The following is an 18,020-nucleotide window of genomic DNA, read 5'->3' as shown; positions in this document are numbered from 1 at the left end:
AATGACTGGCACCACCCCCTCTTCTGCCGCTGCCCCGTCCCACCCTGCCGGCGCCCATGCAGCCGGTCCCCATGCAGCCGACGCCGGTCCGCACTGGCCCGCCCCCTTCGCCGCCCGGCCGGTCGATGCCACTGTCACCGTTCCCGGCTCCAAGTCCCTGACCAACCGGTACCTCGTGCTCGCCGCCCTCGCGGACGGACCTTCCCGGCTGCGGGCTCCCCTGCACTCCCGGGATTCCGCACTGATGATTGAGGCCCTGCGGCAGTTGGGGGCCACCGTCGCGGAAGTGCCCGGCGACGGCGCCTTCGGCCCCGACCTGGAAATCGTCCCGATCAGCATGGACACCGCGGCGGCTGACACGGCGATCGACTGCGGCCTGGCCGGCACGGTCATGCGCTTTGTCCCGCCGGTGGCCGCACTGCGCCGCGGTGAGTCCCTTTTCGACGGCGACCCACACGCCCGCAAACGCCCGATGGGCACCATTATCGAGGCCCTCGCCGGCCTGGGTGTGGCAGTCACCGCACCCGACGGCGGTCCGGCGTCGTCGTTGCCGTTCACGGTGCACGGCTCGGGCGAGGTGCGCGGCGGCCACCTGGTCATCGATGCCAGCGCTTCGTCCCAGTTCGTTTCCGCCCTGCTGCTGGCCGGGGCGCGCTTCACCGAGGGACTCCACCTGGAGCACGTCGGCAAGCCCGTGCCGAGCCTGGACCACATCAACATGACCGTGGCCGTGCTGCGCGGCGTGGGCGTGGCGGTCGACGACTCGGTGCCGAACCACTGGGTTGTCTCCCCCGGCCCGATCCGCGCCTTCGACGTCCGGATCGAGCAGGACCTCTCGAACGCCGGACCCTTCCTCGCGGCGGCCCTGGCCACCGGCGGCACCGTGCGGATCCCGAACTGGCCTGCGGAAACCACCCAGGTGGGTGATCTCTGGCGCGGAATCCTGACCGCTATGGGCGCCACGGTGACGGTTGACGGCGGCACCCTGACCGTCAGCGGAGGCCCGGAGATCAAGGGCGGCGACTTCGACGAAACCAGCGAACTCGCCCCCACCGTTGCCGCGCTGTGCGCCCTCGCCACCGGCCCCTCACGGCTGGGCGGCATCGCCCACCTCCGCGGCCATGAAACGGACCGGCTCGCCGCCCTCGTCGCCGAAATCAACCGCCTCGGCGGGGACGCCGAAGAAACCCCCGACGGCCTCATCATCCGCCCGGCCGCGCTGCACGGCGGCGTCGTGCACAGCTACGCGGACCACCGCATGGCAACCGCCGGCGCCATCCTCGGCCTTGCCGTAGCCGGCGTGGAAGTCGAGGACATCGCAACCACGGCCAAGACCATGCCCGATTTCCCGCAACTCTGGGAAGCGATGCTGGCCCAAGGACCCGCCGCAGATGAGGACACCGCCGGTGGCACGCAGCACTGATTCCTGGGACGAGTCCGACGTCCGGATCCGGCCGAACAAGAAGGGCACACGGCCCCGCACCAAGGACCGGCCCAGCTACGACGACGCCGTCACCGGACGCATCATCACCGTTGACCGCGGCCGCTACACCGCCGTCGTCGGCGAGGGGACCGCGGACGAACGCAAGATCATCGCGGCCCGGGCCCGGGAACTGCGCCGCAACCCGGTGGTTGCCGGCGACTTCGTCTCCCTGGTCGGGGATGTCACCGGCGAGCCCGACACTCTGGCGCGGCTGGTCAGGATCCAGGACCGCAAGACGCTGCTGCGCCGCAGCGCCGACGACACGGACCCGATCGAACGTGCCGTCGTGGCCAACGCCGACCAGCTGGTGGTGGTGGTCGCCGCTGCCAACCCCGAGCCGCGGACCGGTTTCATCGACCGCGCGCTGGTGGCCGCGTACGACGCCGGCATTGAGCCGCTGCTGCTCGTCACCAAGGCCGACGTCAAGGATCCCGCCGAGCTGCTGTCCAACTACCAGCACCTCGACTTCCCCGTCATCATCTCCAAGACCGCCGACTCCGCCGCTTCCGGCATCGACGCCCGCTCCGACGACGGGCTCTCCGCCCGGCTCGACAAGGACGCGGTATCCCAGCTGCGCGACTACCTCGACGGCAAGGTCACCGTGATGCTGGGCCATTCCGGCGTCGGCAAGTCCACCATGGTCAACGCCCTGACCGGGGCCGAGCGGGCCACGGGAGGCGTGAACGCGGTAACCGGCCGCGGCCGCCACACGTCCTCCTCCGCACTGGCGCTCAAAGTCAACGATGCCCCTGCCGGCAGCTGGATCATCGATACCCCCGGCATCCGGTCCTTCGGCCTGGCCCACGTGGACCCGGACCGGATCCTGCGTTCCTTCCCGGACCTGGAACCGGGCACCGATGATTGCGAACGCGGCTGCAAGCATGACTCCACCGCCGTCAACTGCGGCGTCGACAAGTGGGTTGCGGCCGGGCACGCGGGGCCCTCGGGACCGGCCAGGCTCGCGTCCCTGCGCCGGCTGCTGGGCACGGACCCGCGGATGGAAGCGCAGGAAACCAAGGAACTGGGCACCGTCTCCTAGCCGGACCGGCAGCGGGGCGGCGGCGCCGAGCCGCGGCCTCCCGCCCGGCGGCCCGGTTTGACGGTAGTTTGGAACCATGAGCCAACCCGCTTCGAGCTATAACGATGACCTGCGCCTTGCCCATGTACTGGCAGATTCGGTCGATTCCCAGACCATGAGCCGCTTCAAGGCGCTCGACCTTCGGATCGAGACGAAGCCCGACCTCACACCCGTCACCGATGCCGACAAGTCCGCGGAAGAGGCCATCCGCGGCCAGCTCTCCCGGTCACGTCCGCGTGACGCGGTCCTGGGCGAAGAGTTCGGCAGCTCGGGCCACGGTTCCCGCCGGTGGATCATCGACCCGATCGACGGCACGAAGAACTTTGTCCGCGGCGTCCCGGTCTGGGCCACCCTGATCGCCCTCGTCGATGAGGGCGAGCCGGTGGTCGGCGTCGTCAGCGCGCCGGCACTGGGCAAGCGCTGGTGGGCCGCCAAGGGTGCAGGCGCCTACACGGGCCGCTCGCTCGCCGCCGCCACACGGTTGAAGGTATCCAACGTCTCCAATCTCGAGGACGCCTCGCTGTCCTACTCCAGCCTTGGCGGCTGGAAGGAACGCGGGAACCTGGATGAGTTCCTGGGCCTGACCGAGGAAGTGTGGCGGACCCGCGCCTACGGTGACTTCTGGTCGTACTGCCTCGTGGCCGAGGGCGCCGTGGACATCGCCTGCGAACCCGAGCTGAATCTCTACGACATGGCCGCCCTGGTGCCGATCGTGACCGAGGCCGGCGGCCGCTTCACCTCGCTCGAAGGCGAGGACGGCCCCTTCGGCGGCAACGCCCTGGCCACCAATTCGATCCTGCACTCGGAAGTCCTCAAGCGGCTCAACCCCGGACTCGACGACCTCTTTCAGGCCCACCCGAACAACTGATCCGCGCCCGTAATATTCCGCTTCACAATCGGCGGCCGCCTTTTCCCCGGCTGCGCCGATGTCCTACGCTCGATGCAGGTCACGAGTGCCAGCGCTAAACCCCGGTTTGCTGGCCGGCAACCCTCCAGTCGCGGTGGGGTGCCCCGGGTGACGACCTGGCCGGTCCGGAACGGACCCGGCAAGCGCGGATTCCCACGGTGTGGGGTCCTGTTCGAGTGAGGTCCCATGACAACTGCCATTTTCCCCGTTGCCCCTGAATTCCATGCACGGCTTGCCCTCGCGGCCCGCCCGCTGGCAGCCGTCACCGGGGCCGAAATCCAGGCCCCGCTGATCACCGGCGGCCACGCGCGCTACGCCAACCTCGACTACGGCGCCTCCGCCCCGGCCCTGTCCGTGGTCTCGGCCTACCTGAACGAAATCCTGCCGTACTACGCAAGCGTGCACCGCGGCGCCGGCTACGCATCACAGATCAGCACCTCCGTCTACGAGAACGCCCGGGACATCGTGCGGGACTTCGTGGGCGGCCGGCCCGGCGATTCCGTGATCTTCACGCGCAACACCACCGATTCCCTGAACCTGCTGGCCGGCTGCCTGCCGCTGCGCGACGGGCGGCCCGCGGGCGAGGTCCTCTACCTCGACATCGAACACCACGCCAACCTCCTGCCCTGGCAGAATGTCCCGCACCGCAGCGTCGTGGCCGCCGCCACCCTCGCGGCCACCGTGGACCGCCTGCGCGACGAACTCGCCCGCGGCGGCGTCAGCCTGTTGGCCGTCACCGGCGCCTCCAACGTCACCGGAGAGATCCTCCCGATCCGGACCCTGGCCGCACTGGCGCACGAATACGGCGCCAGGATCGTTGTCGACGCCGCGCAGCTCGCCCCGCACCGGCGGATCAATATCGCCGCGGACGACGTCGATTACCTCGCCTTCTCGGGACACAAGCTGTACGCCCCGTTCGGCGCCGGCGTGCTGGTGGGGCGGACGGACTGGCTCGACGCCGGCACCCCGCACCTGGCCGGCGGCGGCGCGGTCCGCGATGCCCGGCTCGACTCCGTCAGCTGGACCACGGGACCTGCCCGGCACGAGGGCGGCTCGCCGAACGTCCTCGGCGCGGCGGCCCTCGCCCGCGCCACCCAGGTCATTGCGGCCCTGGACCCGGAGCAGTGGCAGGCCCACGAGGACGCCATCCGGTCCTTCCTCGTCGAGGGCCTCCAGGGCATCGAGGGAGTAACCGTGCACCGGATCTTTGCCGATTCGGCTTCCGATTCTTCCTCCGCTTCTTCCACTGGAGGCGATCAGCCGGACACCGGCACGATCGGCGTCGTGAACTTTTCCGTGGAAGGCTACGACGCCGGACTGGTGGCCGCCTACCTGTCGGCCGAACACGGCATTGGCCTGCGCGACGGCCGCTTCTGCGCCCACCCGCTGCTCAAGCGGCTCGGCCTGCCCGCCGGCTCCCTGCGGGCCAGCTTCGGCCTCGGCTCACGGCTGGAGGACGCCGAACGCCTGCTGGCCGGCCTGCAGCAGCTGCGGCAGAACGGACTCGGCTGGGATTACGTGGTGGACGCCGGCCGCTGGGTGCCGGCCAACGATACCCGCAGCTATCCCCACTGGGCGCCGAACACCCCGGGCACCGCCGGCGCTGCGCCCTGCACCCTCGACTAGGCAGGATCGGGGCCCGGCGCGGGTGCGGTAAATTCGAAAGGTATCTGAAACCAGCAGGACCTTCCCGAAGGAGATCGCACGTGGCAAGTGCCGGCCCCAGGCTCCACAGCGGAGTCAAGCCGCACAGCGGACCGAAACTGCACAGCGAGCGGCGCCAGGAACTCGGACAAAGCTTCCAGGACGGCGGGGAGCACTACGAGCGCGTCCGCCCCGGCTATCCGCAGGAGTCAGCCGACTGGCTGGTCCCGGCGGGAGCCAGGGACGCCGCGGACATTGGCGCGGGCACCGGGAAGTTCACCTCCCTTTTGGCGGAACGCGGACTGGGCACGGTGGCCGTGGACCCCTCTGCCGACATGCTCGGGCAGTTGCGCCGGACCCTGCCGGACGTCACCGCCATCGAGGGCAGCGCCGAGGACACCGGTCTCGAGCCGGAGTCCTTTGACCTGGTCACGGTCGCCCAGGCGTGGCACTGGTGCGACCCCGGCCTGGCAAGCGCCGAGATTGCCCGGATCCTGCGGCCGCACGGCGTGCTGGGTCTGATCTGGAACCAGCTGGACACCAGCGTGCCCTGGGTGCACCGGCTCTCCCGGATCATGCACGCCGGGGACGTCCACAAACCACACTTCCGTCCGGCCGTGGGCCCCGAGTTCACCGGGCTGGAGAGCCACCTGACGCGCTGGGAGGATTCCGTCACGACGGAGGACATCCAGGAGCTGGCCAAGTCCCGCAGCTACTATCTCGCGGCATCGGACTCCACCCGGGCCAAGGTCACCGCCAACCTCGTCTGGTACCTGCACGAGCACCTGGGACACATGCCGGGCGAGGTGCTCCGGCTGCCCTACCTGACCCAGACGTGGCGGGCCTTCCGGGCCTGATGCACGCTCACCCCGGATTCCCCCGGATTGCACGCAGCGCCCGCCGGGCTTATTGTTTCGGTATGCCTAATAAATTCTTATAGGCACACGAAACTTTGACACCGGCTGTTTTCCGGCCGGCGCCGATCATCGCGTCAACGCCGACGCGCCAATCACAGGAGCTGGCAGTGCTGGAGCTAACGGGACACGGGCAACCGGCGCAGGACGCCCCCACTTACAAACACCCGGGGGCCCGGAGGGCGCTGATCGGCCTGTTGGGACCGGCCTTCGTGGCGTCGATCGCCTACGTGGACCCCGGAAACGTGGCCGCCAACCTGACCGCCGGAGCGCAGTACGGCTATCTGCTGGTGTGGGTCCTCGTGGCCGCCAACGTCATGGCCGTCCTCGTCCAGTACCAGTCCGCCAAGCTCGGGATCGTCACGGGCAAGAGCCTTCCCGAAATCCTTGGTGAACGGCTCAAGCCGTTCTGGCGCCGCGCCTTCTGGGTGCAGGCCGAAGTTGTCGCCGCCGCCACCGATCTCGCGGAGGTGGTGGGCGGCGCAATCGCCCTGTACCTGCTTTTCGGCCTGCCCCTCCCCCTTGGCGCCGTGATTGTCGGCGCCGTGTCGATGCTCCTGCTCGCGGTCCAGGCCCGGCAGAAACAGCGGCCGTTCGAATTCATCATCATGTTCCTGCTCGGCATCATCACAGTCGGCTTCCTGGCCGGGCTGTTCATCAGCCCGCCCGATCCGGGGGCCGCCCTGGCCGGGCTGATGCCCGGTTTCCAGGGCCCGGACACCGTCCTGTTGGCCGCCAGCATGCTCGGGGCCACCGTCATGCCGCACGCCATCTACGTCCACTCGGCCCTGTCACGGGACCGGCACCGGCCGGACGAACACCTGCATGTTCCCCCGGCGGCCATCGCGCGCCTGGTCCGGGCCACTCGGTTCGACGTCGTGGCCGCCCTCGCGATCGCCGGACTGGTCAACATCGGCATGCTGCTCCTGGCCGCCTCCACCCTCGGCGGCGAAGAAGGCACGGACACGATCGAGGGCGCGCACGCCGCCATCACCGCCAATCTCGGCCCGATCGTCGGCGTGATCTTCGCGGTCGGGCTGCTCGCCTCCGGCCTGGCATCGACCTCGGTGGGCTGCTATGCCGGCGGCACCATCATGCAGGGCCTGCTCAAGATCCGGATCCCCGTCATGGCCCGGCGCGTCGTGACCCTCATCCCCGCCGTCGTGCTGCTGGCGGTGGGCTTCGACCCCACTTGGGCGCTCGTCCTGAGCCAGGTGGTCCTCAGCTTCGGGATTCCCTTTGTCCTGGTCCCGCTGGTGGTGCTGACCAGCAACAAAGCCCTGATGGGCCGGTTCGCCGACGGCCCGGCCCTCCGAGTCGCCGCCATCATCAGCGTGGTGCTCGTAGTGGCTCTCAACCTGGTGCTGCTGTGGCTCACTTTCTCCGGAAGCAGCTGACGGTAGGCTTAGGTCTGTGAAGACCAGTACGCCCTCCTCCTCGATCGAGGACTACGTCAAGGTCATCTATTCGTTCACCGAGTGGCAGCGCAAGCCCATCACCTCCACGCAGCTGGCGCAGCGCCTGGGCGTCGCCAACTCCTCGGTTTCGGAAATGGTCCGCAAGCTCAAGGACCAGGGCCTCGTGGACCACAAGCCCTACAGCGCCGTCACGCTCACCAGCGATGGCGTCCGGCTCGCCCTGTCCATGGTCCGGCGGCACCGGCTGATCGAGACTTTCCTCGTCCGCGAGCTGGGGTACCGCTGGGACGAGGTCCATGACGAAGCCGAACTCCTGGAACACGCCGTCTCGGACACCTTTATTGAACGCATGGCGGCCAAGCTGGGGAACCCCACCCGGGACCCGCACGGCGATCCCATTCCGGCAGCCGACGGCTCGGTGCTGATGCCCGCCGCCCACCGCCTGAGCGAACTCGACGACGGCCACACCGGCCGGATCACCCGGATCAGCGACGAGAACCCGGAGCTCCTGCGCTATCTCGCCGCAGAGGACATCGACCTCGACGCCGAAGTGGAGGTGGTGGGCCGGCGTCCCTTCGGTGGCCCCATGGTAGTGCGGATCGGTTCCGCCGCGGCACCGCGCGAATTCGATTTCGCCGACGAGGTCGCCTCGGCCCTCTGGGTCCACAGCGATGCCGGGCACGCCGGCTGCAGCGTCACGGAGAGCTGAGTGAAAGGTGTGCTGGACGAGCGCCGGGCCGTGCCGCGCCCCGGCGTGCCGGGGTGGAAGGCCTGGTCCGCCGTCGCCGTCGGCGGGCTGATCGGAACCGAGCTGCGTTTCGGCGCCGGCCTGATTTTTCCCGAAAGCGCCGGCGCGGTGCCGTGGACCACGTTGGCGATCAATGTCTCGGGGAGTTTCGTTCTGGCCACCCTGACCACCCTCTGGATCGCGCGGCCGCAGACGGCTTTCTGGCTGCGGGCCGGCATCGGCCCCGGCCTCCTGGGTTCCTTCACCACCTTTTCGGCGCTGGTGATCGCCATTGACCAGCAGATCCGCGGCGGCTTCCATGCCACGTGGCTGGCCTACCTCGGGCTCTCGCTCGTCCTGGGCCTCGGGGCGGCGGCGGCCGGCTGGAAAACCGGCAAGGCGATTGCAGACCTCCGCGGCGGTGCCCAATGATGACCGCGCTCGTGGTCGGGGCGTGCGGGGTGGCGGGAGCACTCCTGCGGTTCGCCGTCGACTCCTGGTTTGCGCACCATCAGGGCTCCCGACCGCACTTGCCCTGGGCGACGTTCACGGTCAACGTCGCCGGATCCTTCATCATCGGTTGGTCCGTCGGCCTGACCGGCCACCTGGAGCTGGGCACCGACTGGCACGCCGCGATCGCAACCGGTCTCGCCGGCGGCCTGACCACCTTCAGCTCATGGACCACCGCGACGGTCCGCCTGGTCAGCGAAGAGCGGTACCGGGCGGCGGCGCTCACCATCGGCGCGAACCTGCTCGTGGGGCTCGCGGCCGCCGCGCTTGGGCTTGCCCTCGCGGGCTGAAAACCTTAGCCCGCCGCCGGTGTGTCGAGGGTAACACCGGGGCGCCCTGGTGGCTTCGGGCCGCCGTCGTTCCCGTATCGTTGAAGGATGGTTACCCGACGTGAAGCAGCCCAGACCCTCGACATTCCCCTGGAAATGGCGCACCGTCACGGCATCCCGCCCCGGCTGTCCGAGGCCGAGCTGGGCGAGCTGCTGGACAACCCGCCGGCGTGGCTGGTCCAGTCCAAGGCAAACCGCACCGGCAAGCGGCCCGTCTGGGTCCAGCTCACCTGTGCCGTCTGCGGATTCTCCGAAGCGGCCCGGCCCAAAAAATGGTGGCCAGAGTTCACTTACGTCTGCTGCGCGCACCACGAGGCACGCGAGATCCCGGTGCTCGGGCCCGGGCTCGTGCGCAGTGTGTACGACGGCGTCGGCAGCCGTTTCGCAGGGATCGTGGACGCCGCCGTTCCCGAGGCGTAGCTTAAAAGACGGGGCTACCCCTGGCCCCTGCCGTGAGGGAGAGCACCATGCCTGACAAGACGCCGCACCAGAGCGTGTCGAAGAAGTCGGTTAAAACCATCAAGGAAAAACGGGCAGAGAAAAAGGCGAAACACATCGTTGATGCCCACACCGACCCAGTGGCACACATCAAGAAGCGCTGAAAAATCGAGAGGCCGGAAGCCGTTGCTTCCGGCCTCTTGTCGTGTTGCCCTGACACGTCCCGGCGGGCTGGTGGCTCACCCGAAATGGATGATGTGACAATCTCACGTTGGCGGTTGAGTGGTCTTGGGATCCGACCGAGAGGTCCTATTCCGGGGCATGTCCGCGACGCAGTTCCAACCGTTGAGCGGCGCGGGGCCCATCGGAATCATTCGACGCGGGTGGTGACGGCCCGGGGGGGACCGCCCACACTAAGACCAGTGCGCCAGACAGCGTGCTCGACACAGACCGGAGGAATACCAGTGACAACCACACCGGAGACTGAGGCCCACGGGCCGGTCGACTTCGTACTCCTGGAGTTCCCCGTATCGGGACTGACGGGACGGGCGAGTGAGGAACTCGTTAAGCTCGTCGAGCAGGGCGTGATCCGCCTCTTCGATCTCCTCGTCGTCATGAAGAATGACGACGGATCTGTCGAGGTGCTCGAACTCACCGACCCAGGCGGTCCCGCGGCGGGGTTCTCCTACTTCGAGGGGGCCCGGACCGGGCTTTTGGGCGACGATGACATCGCCGAGGCCTCGGCCGCGCTGCTCCCCGGGACGGTGGCCGCGCTGATCGTCTACGAGAACACCTGGGCGGCACCGTTCGTGGCGGCCGTTCGGGACAGCGGGGGCGAACTCATCGCGAGCACGCGGATCCCTGCTCCGGACGTGATGGAAGCACTTGATGCACTTGACGCCGCCGCACCTCCGGTTGCCGACGCCTGAGACCTGACGCAGAACAAGAGATGTGAGAGGAAGAGAATTATGGGACTTCTTAGGGGTGTGGCACGGACGGCAGTCGTTGCCGGAACGGCTAGTGCAGTCAGCGGCCGGGTCCAGCGCCGCCAGGCCAACAAGTTTGCCGAGAAGGACGCCGCGACCGCGGCCAAGCAGCAGGAGGCCTACGATTCGCAGATGGCCCAGCAGGAACCACCGCCGCAGGCCTACCAGCAGCCGGTCTACCAGCAGCCACCACCCCCTCCCCCGGCTGCCGGCGGCATCTCAAACGAAGCCCTCGAACAGCTCAAGCAGCTCGGGGCGCTGAAGGATCAAGGGATTCTCACGGAACAAGAGTTTGGCGTCCAGAAGGCGAAGATCCTCGGCATGTAGTGCCAAGCAACTGGAAGGAGGAGGGAAGTGTCGGTAGACGCTTCCCTCCTCTTTGGCCTTAAGCACAAAACTCCCCGCCGACCGAGGCCGGCGGGGAGTTTTGTGAACCCAATACGGGGTGGAGCGCCGTTGCCGGGCCCCTATGTGGAGATGGGGGGAATTGAACCCCCGTCCGATGTCGTGTTGTCAGGGCTTCTCCGGGCGCAGTTTGCGTCGGATTTTCTCGGCCCCAGCCATGCTGCAAACAGCTGGCTGATCCGGGCCCAGTCATCTAAGAGTCCCGTTTACCCCGATGACGGAGGTAAACAGCAGTGGCTATCTAAATGACGCCAGGATCCGGGGCAATAGCAACCTCGGGCTGACGGACTGTCTTACTGCTTAGGCAGCGAGAGCGAAGTCAGTGCGTTTTGATTCGGCACTTATTGGTTTGCAGACAGCGTTTACGAGATAATTCTGCATCCTCGGCCCGCTTCACCTGTCGCGACTAACATCGTCGAAACCGATCATCCCCGTATTTTTTTATCAAACCCGGACCGGATACTTTCGGATCCTTCCCAGACTACTAAGCATAACGCACCGCCTCCGGGAAACATTCCCGGCGACCGTGACAGCCTGCGGCGCGCTAGCGGCGGTTGCGTTCGCGCATGACGCGCTGGGCCTCGCGCTTGTCCTGCTGTTCGCGCAGCGTCTGGCGCTTGTCGTATTCCTTCTTGCCGCGGGCGACGCCGATTTCGACCTTCGCGCGGCCGTCCACGAAGTACAGCTGCAGCGGCACGATCGTGAAGCCCGACTCGCGGATTTTGTGCGAGATCTTCGTGAGCTCTTCGCGGTGCAGCAGCAGCTTGCGGCGGCGGCGTGCGGCGTGGTTCGTCCAGCTCCCCTGGTGATACTCGGGGATGTGGATGCCCTCCATCCACAGCTCGTCGTTGTAGAACGTGCAGAAGCCGTCCACCATCGAGGCATGGCCCTCGCGCAGGGACTTCACTTCCGTGCCCATCAGCGCGATGCCGGCCTCATAGGTGTCAAGGACGTGGTAGTCGTGCCGGGCCTTGCGGTTGGTGGCCACTACCTTACGGCCACTTTCTTTGGGCACGGTAGGACTCCTCGGTTTGTTGGTGGTTCACTCCGGCCAGGTGGTGCGGAGTCTTTCCAGTTTACGGCAGTGCGCCCGCCTCAGCGGATGGCCCGGGCCGGACCGCCCGGGCCGGACTACAGCAGGTTCATCGGGTCCACGGCCCGGCCGTTGAGCCAGGTCTCGAAGTGCGAGTGGCAGCCGGTGGAGTTGCCGGTGGTGCCTGAATAGGCGATCAGCTGCCCCTGGTTGACGTGCTGGCCGACCGAGACCGCCACGGAAGTGTTGTGGTAGTAAATCGTGGTCAGCGAGTTGCCCTGGACCACCCCGTGGGAGATCTTCACGTTGTTGCCGCCGCCGTCGTTGGCCCAGCCGGCCGAGAAGACGGTGCCGGCAGCCGCGGCGTAGACGGGCGTGCCGCAGGCGGCACCGAAATCGATGCCGGTGTGCATGTAGCCGCCCTGGCCGTAGAAGTCGATGGTGCCCGGCGGCGTCGCCCGCCAGCCGAACCCGGAGGTGATCGGAATATTGCCGGGGAACGGGTGCTGCAGCCCGAAGGCCGACGGCGAGCCCTGGGCCGGCGGGACATACGGCTGGACCGCCTGTCCCTGCGCCCGGGCCGCGGCCGCCGCGGCCTCGGCAATGCGCCGCTGCTCGGCCAGCCAGGCCTCACGCAGCTTCCGGTCGCGTTCGGCGATCTCGGCGGCGACGGCGTCCTGCTGGGCCTTGACCTGGGCGAGCTGGTTCTGGATGCCGGGCTTGGCGGCCTGGAGTTGGGCGTCGAGCCGGGTGGTGTCGGCGATCAGCTTGTCCACGGCGGCCTTCTTGGCTGCGGCCTCGTCCCGGGCGGTCTTTTCCCGGGCCAGTGCGGCGTCGGCTTTGGCCTTGAGGTCGGTGATTTCAGCCTCGACGGCGGCCAGCCGGGCCTGCGCGTTGACGTTGGTGGCGCTCTGCTGGGTGAGCTTGTCCATCGCGGAGTTCTGGCTGCGCAGGGCCTGGTCCGCGAGGTCGATGGTGTCCGTCAGGCTGCTGCCCTGGTTCGAGCCGAAGAACAGGGACAGATTGGACGGGACGCCGCCGGACTTGTAGGCCTGCGTGGCGATCTGCCCGATCAGTTTCCGGGTGTCCGCGATCTTCTGTTTGTCGGCTTCCAGCTGCTGCGTGATTTTTGCCTTGTTCTGCTGCGCCAGGTCCACGCGGGCCGCGAGGGCCTGCACTTCCTGGACCGCTCCGGCCACCCGGCCCTGGGCGTCCGTGAGCGCCTGCTGGGCGCCGGGGAGCTGGCCCTGGTACAGGACCAGGTCTGCCGCAGCCTGGGCGATCTTGCCGTCCACGAATTCGAGGGAGTGCTGGACCCGGGCCGCCTCCTCGCGCAGCGCGGCCTGCTGGTCCTCAAGGTCGTCGGCGAATGCCGCCGGACTCGAGGCCCCCATGGTCCCGGCCAGGACCAGCGCCAGGGTGGCGCTGATCATCCGGCTGCGGCGCCCCACCAGGCGGAGCCGGAGGGATTGCCGGAGGGGGCGGCGGGCCATCGGTGTCATAAGCATTCCCTTTTCGTTGCGCAAAGCTAGACCCGCAAGTACCGGCGGAGGGTCAGCAGGGAGGAAATTCCGGCCAGGACAACGCCCAGGCCAATCAGGGCAGGTACCAGGATCAGGGTCTGCCCGGGCGAGATAAACGCGGTGTCCGGATACTGCTTGGACAGGACGCCTTCGAGGAAGAAGCGGGCCACGGCCCACAGGGTGCCGGACGCCAGGGCGGCACCGATCACCGCGGCGATCACGCCTTCGAGGATGAACGGGAGCTGGATGACCATCTTGGACGCGCCCACCAGGCGCATGATGCCTGTTTCCCGGCGGCGGCTGAACGCGGAGAGCCGGATGGTGGTTGCGATCAGCAGGATGGCGCAGATGATCATGACGCCGGCAATGCTCACGGCCACCAGGGACGCGGCGTTCATGGCCGAGAACAGCCGCTCCAACAGCTGCCGCTGGTCGATCACGGTTTCCACCCCGGCCTGGGAGGAGAAGGTCTCGCTGATGATTTCGTACTTCTCCGGGTCCTTCATGTTGATCCGGAAGGACGCCGGCAGCTGGTCCGGGGTCACGGAGTCAACGATCGGGGAATTGGAGAACTGTTCCTTGAAGTGCTTGTAGGCGTCGTCCTTGGACTCGTACTGGAAGTCGTTGACGTACTGCGCCACCGCGGGCGATTTCAGCAGCGTGCGCAGGTTGTCCTCCTGCTCCGGCGTCGCCGGACCGGTGGCGCAGCCGGGCGCCGTCGAACCGTCACTGCAGAGGAAGATGGCCACCTGGACTTTGTCGTACCAGTAGCCCTTCATCTGGTTGATCTGCAGCTGCAGCATGCCGGCAGCGCCGACGAAGGTCAGCGACACGAAGGTCACCAGGATCACGGAGATCACCATGGACAGGTTGCGGCGCAGGCCGCTGCCGATCTCGCCCAGGACGAATGCAAGCCTCACGCCTGGCCCTCCCCTGCGGTGCGGAACTCGGCGCGGGCTTCGGCGCGCGAGCCGGCCCGGGGCGGGATAACCTGCGGCTGTTCGTCCCGTCCGCTGGCATCGCGCAGGCGGCGCGACTGGCCCACGACGGGAATCATGGAGGTGTAGAGGGCCTTGGCCTCGTCGCGGATCACGACCCCGTTCTTCAGTTCCACCACCCGTTTGCGCATTTCGTTGACGATGTCGTCGTCGTGCGTGGCCATCACCACGGTGGTGCCGTTCTGGTTGATCTTGTCCAGCACGCCCATGATGCCCATCGACGTGGTGGGGTCCAGGTTTCCGGTCGGCTCGTCGGCCAGCAGGATGCCGGGGCGGTTCACGACGGCGCGGGCGATCGCCACGCGCTGCTGCTCGCCGCCGGAGAGTTCGTGCGGGAGACGGTTTTCTTTGCCTTCCAGGCCGACGGTCTTCAGGACCTCGGGGACCGTGTCGCGGATGACGCTGCGGCTCTTGCCGATGACCTGCATGGCGAAGGCGACGTTGGCGAAGACGGTCTTCTGCGGCAGCAGGCGGAAGTCCTGGAAGACGACGCCGATCCCGCGGCGCAGGCGCGGCACGCGCCAACTGGAGATGTTCGCGACGTTCTGGCCGGCCACGTAGACGGCGCCGGAGGAGGCGCGGTCCTCTTTGAGGACCAGGCGCAGGAAGGTCGATTTGCCGGAGCCGGAGGCGCCGACGAGGAAGGCGAATTCGCCACGGTCGATCTCAAGGTTGATCGAATCCAGCGCCGGCCGCGCCTTCTGGTCATAGACCTTGGTGACATTTTCGAAACGGATCATGGCCCTTAGTACCCTGCAGGACATGGCCGCGGGGGCCCGGTTCTGCTGCCGGCGCAAGGGCTTTCGTTTGGGGGAAGTAGAGCTCCGGCCCCTCGACTATACGCACGGGTAACGGCGGAACCGCCGGAACGGCGGGGCGTGTCGCGCGATTGTCAGGGACCTCCCAGTGGAGGCGCCCGGCCCGGCGCCGGGCCTACTTCTCGGCGTTGCGGTTGTCCGTCCGCCAGCGGATGCCGGCGTCGATGAAGTCGTCGATTTCGCCGTCGAACACGGCCGAGGTGTTGCCGACCTCGTGCTCGGTGCGGAGGTCCTTGACCATCTGGTACGGGTTCAGGACGTAGGAGCGCATCTGGTCGCCCCATGAGGCTTTGACGTCGCCGGCGAACGCCTTCTTCTCGGCGTCCTCCTGTTCCTTCTTCAGCAGCAGGAGCCGGGACTGCAGCACGCGCAGGGCGGCGGCGCGGTTCTGCAGCTGCGATTTTTCATTCTGCATCGACACCACGGTGCCGGTGGGGATGTGGGTCAGGCGCACCGCGGAGTCGGTGGTGTTGACCGACTGGCCGCCGGGGCCGGAGGAACGGAAGACGTCCACGCGGATCTCGTTGTCCGGGATGTCGATCGAGTCCGTCTGCTCGATCAGCGGGATCACTTCCACGGCCGCGAATGAGGTCTGGCGGCGGCCCTGGTTGTCGAACGGGCTGATCCGGACCAGGCGGTGGGTGCCGGCCTCGACGCTGAGGGTGCCGAAGGCGTACGGCGCCTTGACCTCGAACGTGGCGGACTTCAGCCCGGCTTCTTCGGCATAGGAGGTATCCATGATGGTGGTCGGGTAGCCATGGCGTTCGGCCCAGCGCAGGTACATGCGCAGCAGCATTTCGGCGAAGTCCGCCGCGTCCACGCCACCGGCGCCCGCGCGGATGGTCACCACGGCTTCGCGCTCGTCGAACTCGCCGGAGAGCAGGGTGACGACTTCAAGGTCGGCCAGCGCCTTGCGGACCGATTCGAGTTCCGCGGCGGCGTCGGCCATGGAGTCGGCGTCGTCCTCGTCCTGGCCGAGCTCCACGAGGACCTCGAGGTCGTCGATCCTGGCCACGAGCTTGTTGAGCCGCTCAAGCTCGGTCTGCTTGTGCGAGAGCTTCGAGGTGATGACCTGCGCCGCGGCGGGGTCGTCCCAAAGATTGGGTTCACCGGCCCGCTCGCTGAGCTCGGCGATGTCTTCCTTGAGCGCCTCGACGTTCGAGACGTTCTCGATGGACGTGTAGGTGGCCCGCAGTGCGCGGATTTCAGCGGGAAAATCAATGTTTGCCATGGTTTTTTAAGCCTACGCTATGTGTCCTAGCCGCCCGACCCTGCCGGTTTCCCTATCACTTCGGGTTGCCCGATAGATGGTTGCCCTGTCACTTTGGGTTGCCCGACGGCCTGGTTGGCAGCATCTACTGACAGGGCAACCGGAGTGGTGGGCCAGCAACTCAGCGGCTGAGGCGGGACCGCGCCGTGGACGTCGCCTCGATCCGGATGCCGTCCGGCACCAGGAAGTTCACCACCGGCGGGTGGACGGCTGCACTCAACACCACGACGGCGGTGGCGCCGTCCGGGCTGCCCGTCGAGGACGCCACGGCCAGGGCGCTGAAGCGGTCGAACGCGCCGTTGCGGCCCAGATAGTCGACGGCGGCGCTGCGGACCCTCGCCCCGCTGAGGACGGCGGACGGTGTGCCGCCGGCGTTGCCCAGCTGGCCGAGGGTGAAACTGTCCGCGGCCGCCACCGAGGCACCGTCCGCGAGGGAGAGCAGCTTCTTGTGTTCGAGGTAGACGCTGGAGGCCGCCATCACGACGGTGGCGACCAGCAGGGCAATCAGCACGAAGCCGATGCTCAGCACCAGCACCTGCCCCTCCTGCGGGCGGGGCCCGGGCCGGCCCCTCACCGGAACCTGCCCACCAGCTGGGTTGCCGACGCGCTGAGCTGGCTCGCGTTCAGATGCAGTGCGTCGCTGAACGGCACAAACGGCAGGGGCACGGTGAGGCGGACGGTGACTGTCACCGCCGAGCCGGGAGCCAGACAGTCGGCAGGTTCGCAGCGGGTGTCGACGGTGGCGTTTTCCGCCGGCTGGCCGTAATCGGCGAGCGCCAGCAGCACGGCTTGCTCTGCCGCTGCCCGGCCGCTGGCCGCGTCCGGCTGGGCCACGTAGACCTTGGCGGCCTGGTCGGCGGCGCCCACGACTGCGAACGAGCCGCCCTGGATCTGGCCCACGGTGATGATGAAGTACACCAGGGGCACCATCAGCAGCGCGGACAGGAAGACGAACTCGACCACGGCACTCCCCTGTTCCGGTGAGGCGCCGTGCTCCGGCCGTTCACCGCTGGATGGCCGCATGGCCCTTCACCTCCAAGAGCGCCCGGGGACCGATGAAGCCGATGACCGGCAGGGGTGCCCGGACGGTCACCTCGAGTGTGCGGATGCCCTGGAACGTCGATTCGCTTGTCCCCACGTCCCGCGCGAAATCCGGGTTGAGCGCCGCGGTGATCAGCTGGACAGTCCGTTCCTTGGCGTCCCCGTCGTTGCGGTCGGCCAACGTGCCGTATCTGGCGCCCGAGGCGGCGGCGTCGATCAGCGTATTCCGGACGTGAAGTACCAGGGTGAGCTGGACGATCGCGAGGAAGAGCAAGGTGAGCAACGCACCGATCAGCACGAAGTCCACCACTGCAGCGCCCCGCTCTACGCCCTTGCGGTTTTCCCCGCTTTCGATCTGGCGCCCGGTCCCCCCGCCCTGGGCTGCCATCGCCTACTGTCCGACCTTGTCCATGGCCTGGTTGAAGAGTCCCTCAAGCGCAGGACCGGCGAGCGCGAGCAGGGCGGCCACGAGGACTGCCGACATGAGGGTGATCATGA

Annotated in this window: 21 protein-coding genes, 1 other RNA gene and 1 riboswitch; of the genes, 13 read left to right on the top strand and 9 right to left on the bottom strand. The window is 67.8% G+C overall.

Going from position 1 to position 18,020, the window contains the following annotated elements:
* Position 1: 1 nt before the first annotated feature.
* The 13 genes from aroA to AC1DBX_RS05190 all read left to right on the top strand — a co-directional run bounded on the left by aroA (position 2) and on the right by AC1DBX_RS05190 (position 10,761).
* Positions 2-1,423 (top strand): 3-phosphoshikimate 1-carboxyvinyltransferase, encoded by a 1,422-nt coding sequence (gene aroA / locus AC1DBX_RS05250; protein WP_476931224.1) that lies wholly within the window; start codon positions 2-4, stop codon positions 1,421-1,423.
* A complete protein-coding gene (gene rsgA / locus AC1DBX_RS05245; RefSeq protein WP_223916089.1) occupies positions 1,407-2,522 on the top strand; it encodes a ribosome small subunit-dependent GTPase A in 1,116 nt (371 codons plus the stop codon). The genes aroA and rsgA overlap by 17 nt, the downstream gene beginning before the upstream one ends.
* Before the next feature lie 76 nt (positions 2,523-2,598).
* A complete protein-coding gene (gene hisN / locus AC1DBX_RS05240; protein WP_028277489.1) occupies positions 2,599-3,429 on the top strand; it encodes a histidinol-phosphatase in 831 nt (276 codons plus the stop codon).
* A gap of 77 nt (positions 3,430-3,506) precedes the next feature.
* Positions 3,507-3,620, top strand: a riboswitch (SAM riboswitch).
* Between the two features lie 34 nt (positions 3,621-3,654).
* Entirely contained in the window at positions 3,655-5,094 is a 1,440-nt protein-coding gene (locus AC1DBX_RS05235) for an aminotransferase class V-fold PLP-dependent enzyme (RefSeq protein WP_476858858.1), read from the top strand.
* 80 nt (positions 5,095-5,174) lie between these two features.
* Positions 5,175-5,969 (top strand): class I SAM-dependent methyltransferase, encoded by a 795-nt coding sequence (locus AC1DBX_RS05230; RefSeq protein WP_476931223.1) that lies wholly within the window; start codon positions 5,175-5,177, stop codon positions 5,967-5,969.
* Positions 5,970-6,136: 167 nt separating this feature from the next.
* Positions 6,137-7,423, top strand: coding sequence for an Nramp family divalent metal transporter (locus tag AC1DBX_RS05225; RefSeq protein WP_476848814.1), 1,287 nt, complete (start codon positions 6,137-6,139; stop codon positions 7,421-7,423).
* Between the two features lie 16 nt (positions 7,424-7,439).
* The gene (locus AC1DBX_RS05220) at positions 7,440-8,153 is read left to right on the top strand and encodes a metal-dependent transcriptional regulator (RefSeq protein ID WP_079553023.1); all 714 of its coding nucleotides are present in this window, start codon (positions 7,440-7,442) and stop codon (positions 8,151-8,153) included.
* Complete coding sequence (locus AC1DBX_RS05215; RefSeq protein ID WP_476931222.1) at positions 8,154-8,603, top strand: fluoride efflux transporter FluC; 450 nt, start codon at positions 8,154-8,156, stop codon at positions 8,601-8,603.
* Positions 8,603-8,971, top strand: a complete 369-nt coding sequence (locus AC1DBX_RS05210) for a fluoride efflux transporter FluC (RefSeq protein ID WP_476931284.1) — start codon at positions 8,603-8,605, stop codon at positions 8,969-8,971. The genes AC1DBX_RS05215 and AC1DBX_RS05210 overlap by 1 nt, the downstream gene beginning before the upstream one ends.
* An 87-nt stretch (positions 8,972-9,058) precedes the next feature.
* Positions 9,059-9,430, top strand: coding sequence for a hypothetical protein (locus tag AC1DBX_RS05205; protein WP_223916096.1), 372 nt, complete (start codon positions 9,059-9,061; stop codon positions 9,428-9,430).
* Between the two features lie 47 nt (positions 9,431-9,477).
* Complete coding sequence (locus AC1DBX_RS05200; RefSeq protein ID WP_018775274.1) at positions 9,478-9,612, top strand: hypothetical protein; 135 nt, start codon at positions 9,478-9,480, stop codon at positions 9,610-9,612.
* 300 nt (positions 9,613-9,912) lie between these two features.
* Positions 9,913-10,377 (top strand): DUF6325 family protein, encoded by a 465-nt coding sequence (locus AC1DBX_RS05195; protein ID WP_223916098.1) that lies wholly within the window; start codon positions 9,913-9,915, stop codon positions 10,375-10,377.
* A gap of 39 nt (positions 10,378-10,416) precedes the next feature.
* A complete protein-coding gene (locus AC1DBX_RS05190; RefSeq protein WP_230007703.1) occupies positions 10,417-10,761 on the top strand; it encodes an SHOCT domain-containing protein in 345 nt (114 codons plus the stop codon).
* A gap of 142 nt (positions 10,762-10,903) precedes the next feature.
* On the opposite strand, the gene ssrA is transcribed toward AC1DBX_RS05190, so the two are convergent.
* The 9 genes from ssrA to AC1DBX_RS05145 form a co-directional block, all read right to left on the bottom strand.
* Positions 10,904-11,272: a transfer-messenger RNA gene (ssrA, locus tag AC1DBX_RS05185) on the bottom strand.
* A 111-nt stretch (positions 11,273-11,383) separates the two neighbouring features.
* Entirely contained in the window at positions 11,384-11,854 is a 471-nt protein-coding gene (gene smpB, locus AC1DBX_RS05180; RefSeq protein WP_026266743.1) for an SsrA-binding protein SmpB, read from the bottom strand.
* 116 nt (positions 11,855-11,970) lie between these two features.
* On the bottom strand, positions 11,971-13,374 hold the full coding sequence (locus AC1DBX_RS05175; RefSeq protein WP_476931283.1) for a peptidoglycan DD-metalloendopeptidase family protein: 1,404 nt from the start codon (positions 13,372-13,374) through the stop codon (positions 11,971-11,973).
* 26 nt (positions 13,375-13,400) lie between these two features.
* Positions 13,401-14,315: a permease-like cell division protein FtsX gene (gene ftsX, locus AC1DBX_RS05170; RefSeq protein WP_028276034.1), complete on the bottom strand. Its 915-nt coding sequence runs from the start codon at positions 14,313-14,315 to the stop codon at positions 13,401-13,403.
* Positions 14,312-15,133 carry a cell division ATP-binding protein FtsE gene (ftsE, locus tag AC1DBX_RS05165; protein WP_043435207.1) on the bottom strand — a complete coding sequence of 274 codons (822 nt, stop codon included), beginning with the start codon at positions 15,131-15,133 and terminating at the stop codon, positions 14,312-14,314. Before ftsE ends, ftsX begins: the two co-directional genes overlap by 4 nt.
* A 193-nt stretch (positions 15,134-15,326) precedes the next feature.
* Positions 15,327-16,442 carry a peptide chain release factor 2 gene (gene prfB / locus AC1DBX_RS05160; RefSeq protein WP_223916104.1) on the bottom strand — a complete coding sequence of 372 codons (1,116 nt, stop codon included), beginning with the start codon at positions 16,440-16,442 and terminating at the stop codon, positions 15,327-15,329.
* A gap of 160 nt (positions 16,443-16,602) precedes the next feature.
* Positions 16,603-17,016, bottom strand: coding sequence for a pilus assembly protein TadG-related protein (locus tag AC1DBX_RS05155; protein ID WP_476856708.1), 414 nt, complete (start codon positions 17,014-17,016; stop codon positions 16,603-16,605).
* 35 nt (positions 17,017-17,051) lie between these two features.
* Positions 17,052-17,504, bottom strand: coding sequence for a hypothetical protein (locus AC1DBX_RS05150; RefSeq protein WP_476856707.1), 453 nt, complete (start codon positions 17,502-17,504; stop codon positions 17,052-17,054).
* On the bottom strand, positions 17,485-17,910 hold the full coding sequence (locus AC1DBX_RS05145) for a TadE family protein (RefSeq protein ID WP_476856706.1): 426 nt from the start codon (positions 17,908-17,910) through the stop codon (positions 17,485-17,487). Before AC1DBX_RS05145 ends, AC1DBX_RS05150 begins: the two co-directional genes overlap by 20 nt.
* Positions 17,911-18,020 lie beyond the last annotated feature (110 nt).

Source organism: Arthrobacter sp. 10N44_2, from assembly GCF_056394385.1.
Note: the sequence above shows the minus strand (reverse complement) of the source record. Positions and strands in the feature narration are given on the sequence as shown.

Bases quoted from the DNA above. Each gene is read 5' to 3' on its own strand.
- aroA (WP_476931224.1), top strand. From the start codon at position 2: ATGACTGGCACCACCCCCTCTTCTGCCGCTGCCCCGTCCCACCCTGCC.
- hisN (WP_028277489.1), top strand. From the start codon at position 2,599: ATGAGCCAACCCGCTTCGAGCTATAACGATGACCTGCGCCTTGCCCAT.
- AC1DBX_RS05235 (WP_476858858.1), top strand. From the start codon at position 3,655: ATGACAACTGCCATTTTCCCCGTTGCCCCTGAATTCCATGCACGGCTT.
- AC1DBX_RS05210 (WP_476931284.1), top strand. From the start codon at position 8,603: ATGACCGCGCTCGTGGTCGGGGCGTGCGGGGTGGCGGGAGCACTCCTG.
- AC1DBX_RS05205 (WP_223916096.1), top strand. From the start codon at position 9,059: ATGGTTACCCGACGTGAAGCAGCCCAGACCCTCGACATTCCCCTGGAA.
- AC1DBX_RS05200 (WP_018775274.1), top strand. From the start codon at position 9,478: ATGCCTGACAAGACGCCGCACCAGAGCGTGTCGAAGAAGTCGGTTAAA.
- AC1DBX_RS05190 (WP_230007703.1), top strand. From the start codon at position 10,417: ATGGGACTTCTTAGGGGTGTGGCACGGACGGCAGTCGTTGCCGGAACG.
- AC1DBX_RS05175 (WP_476931283.1), bottom strand. From the start codon at position 13,374: ATGACACCGATGGCCCGCCGCCCCCTCCGGCAATCCCTCCGGCTCCGC.
- ftsE (WP_043435207.1), bottom strand. From the start codon at position 15,133: ATGATCCGTTTCGAAAATGTCACCAAGGTCTATGACCAGAAGGCGCGG.
- prfB (WP_223916104.1), bottom strand. From the start codon at position 16,442: ATGGCAAACATTGATTTTCCCGCTGAAATCCGCGCACTGCGGGCCACC.
- AC1DBX_RS05150 (WP_476856707.1), bottom strand. From the start codon at position 17,504: ATGCGGCCATCCAGCGGTGAACGGCCGGAGCACGGCGCCTCACCGGAA.
- AC1DBX_RS05145 (WP_476856706.1), bottom strand. From the start codon at position 17,910: ATGGCAGCCCAGGGCGGGGGGACCGGGCGCCAGATCGAAAGCGGGGAA.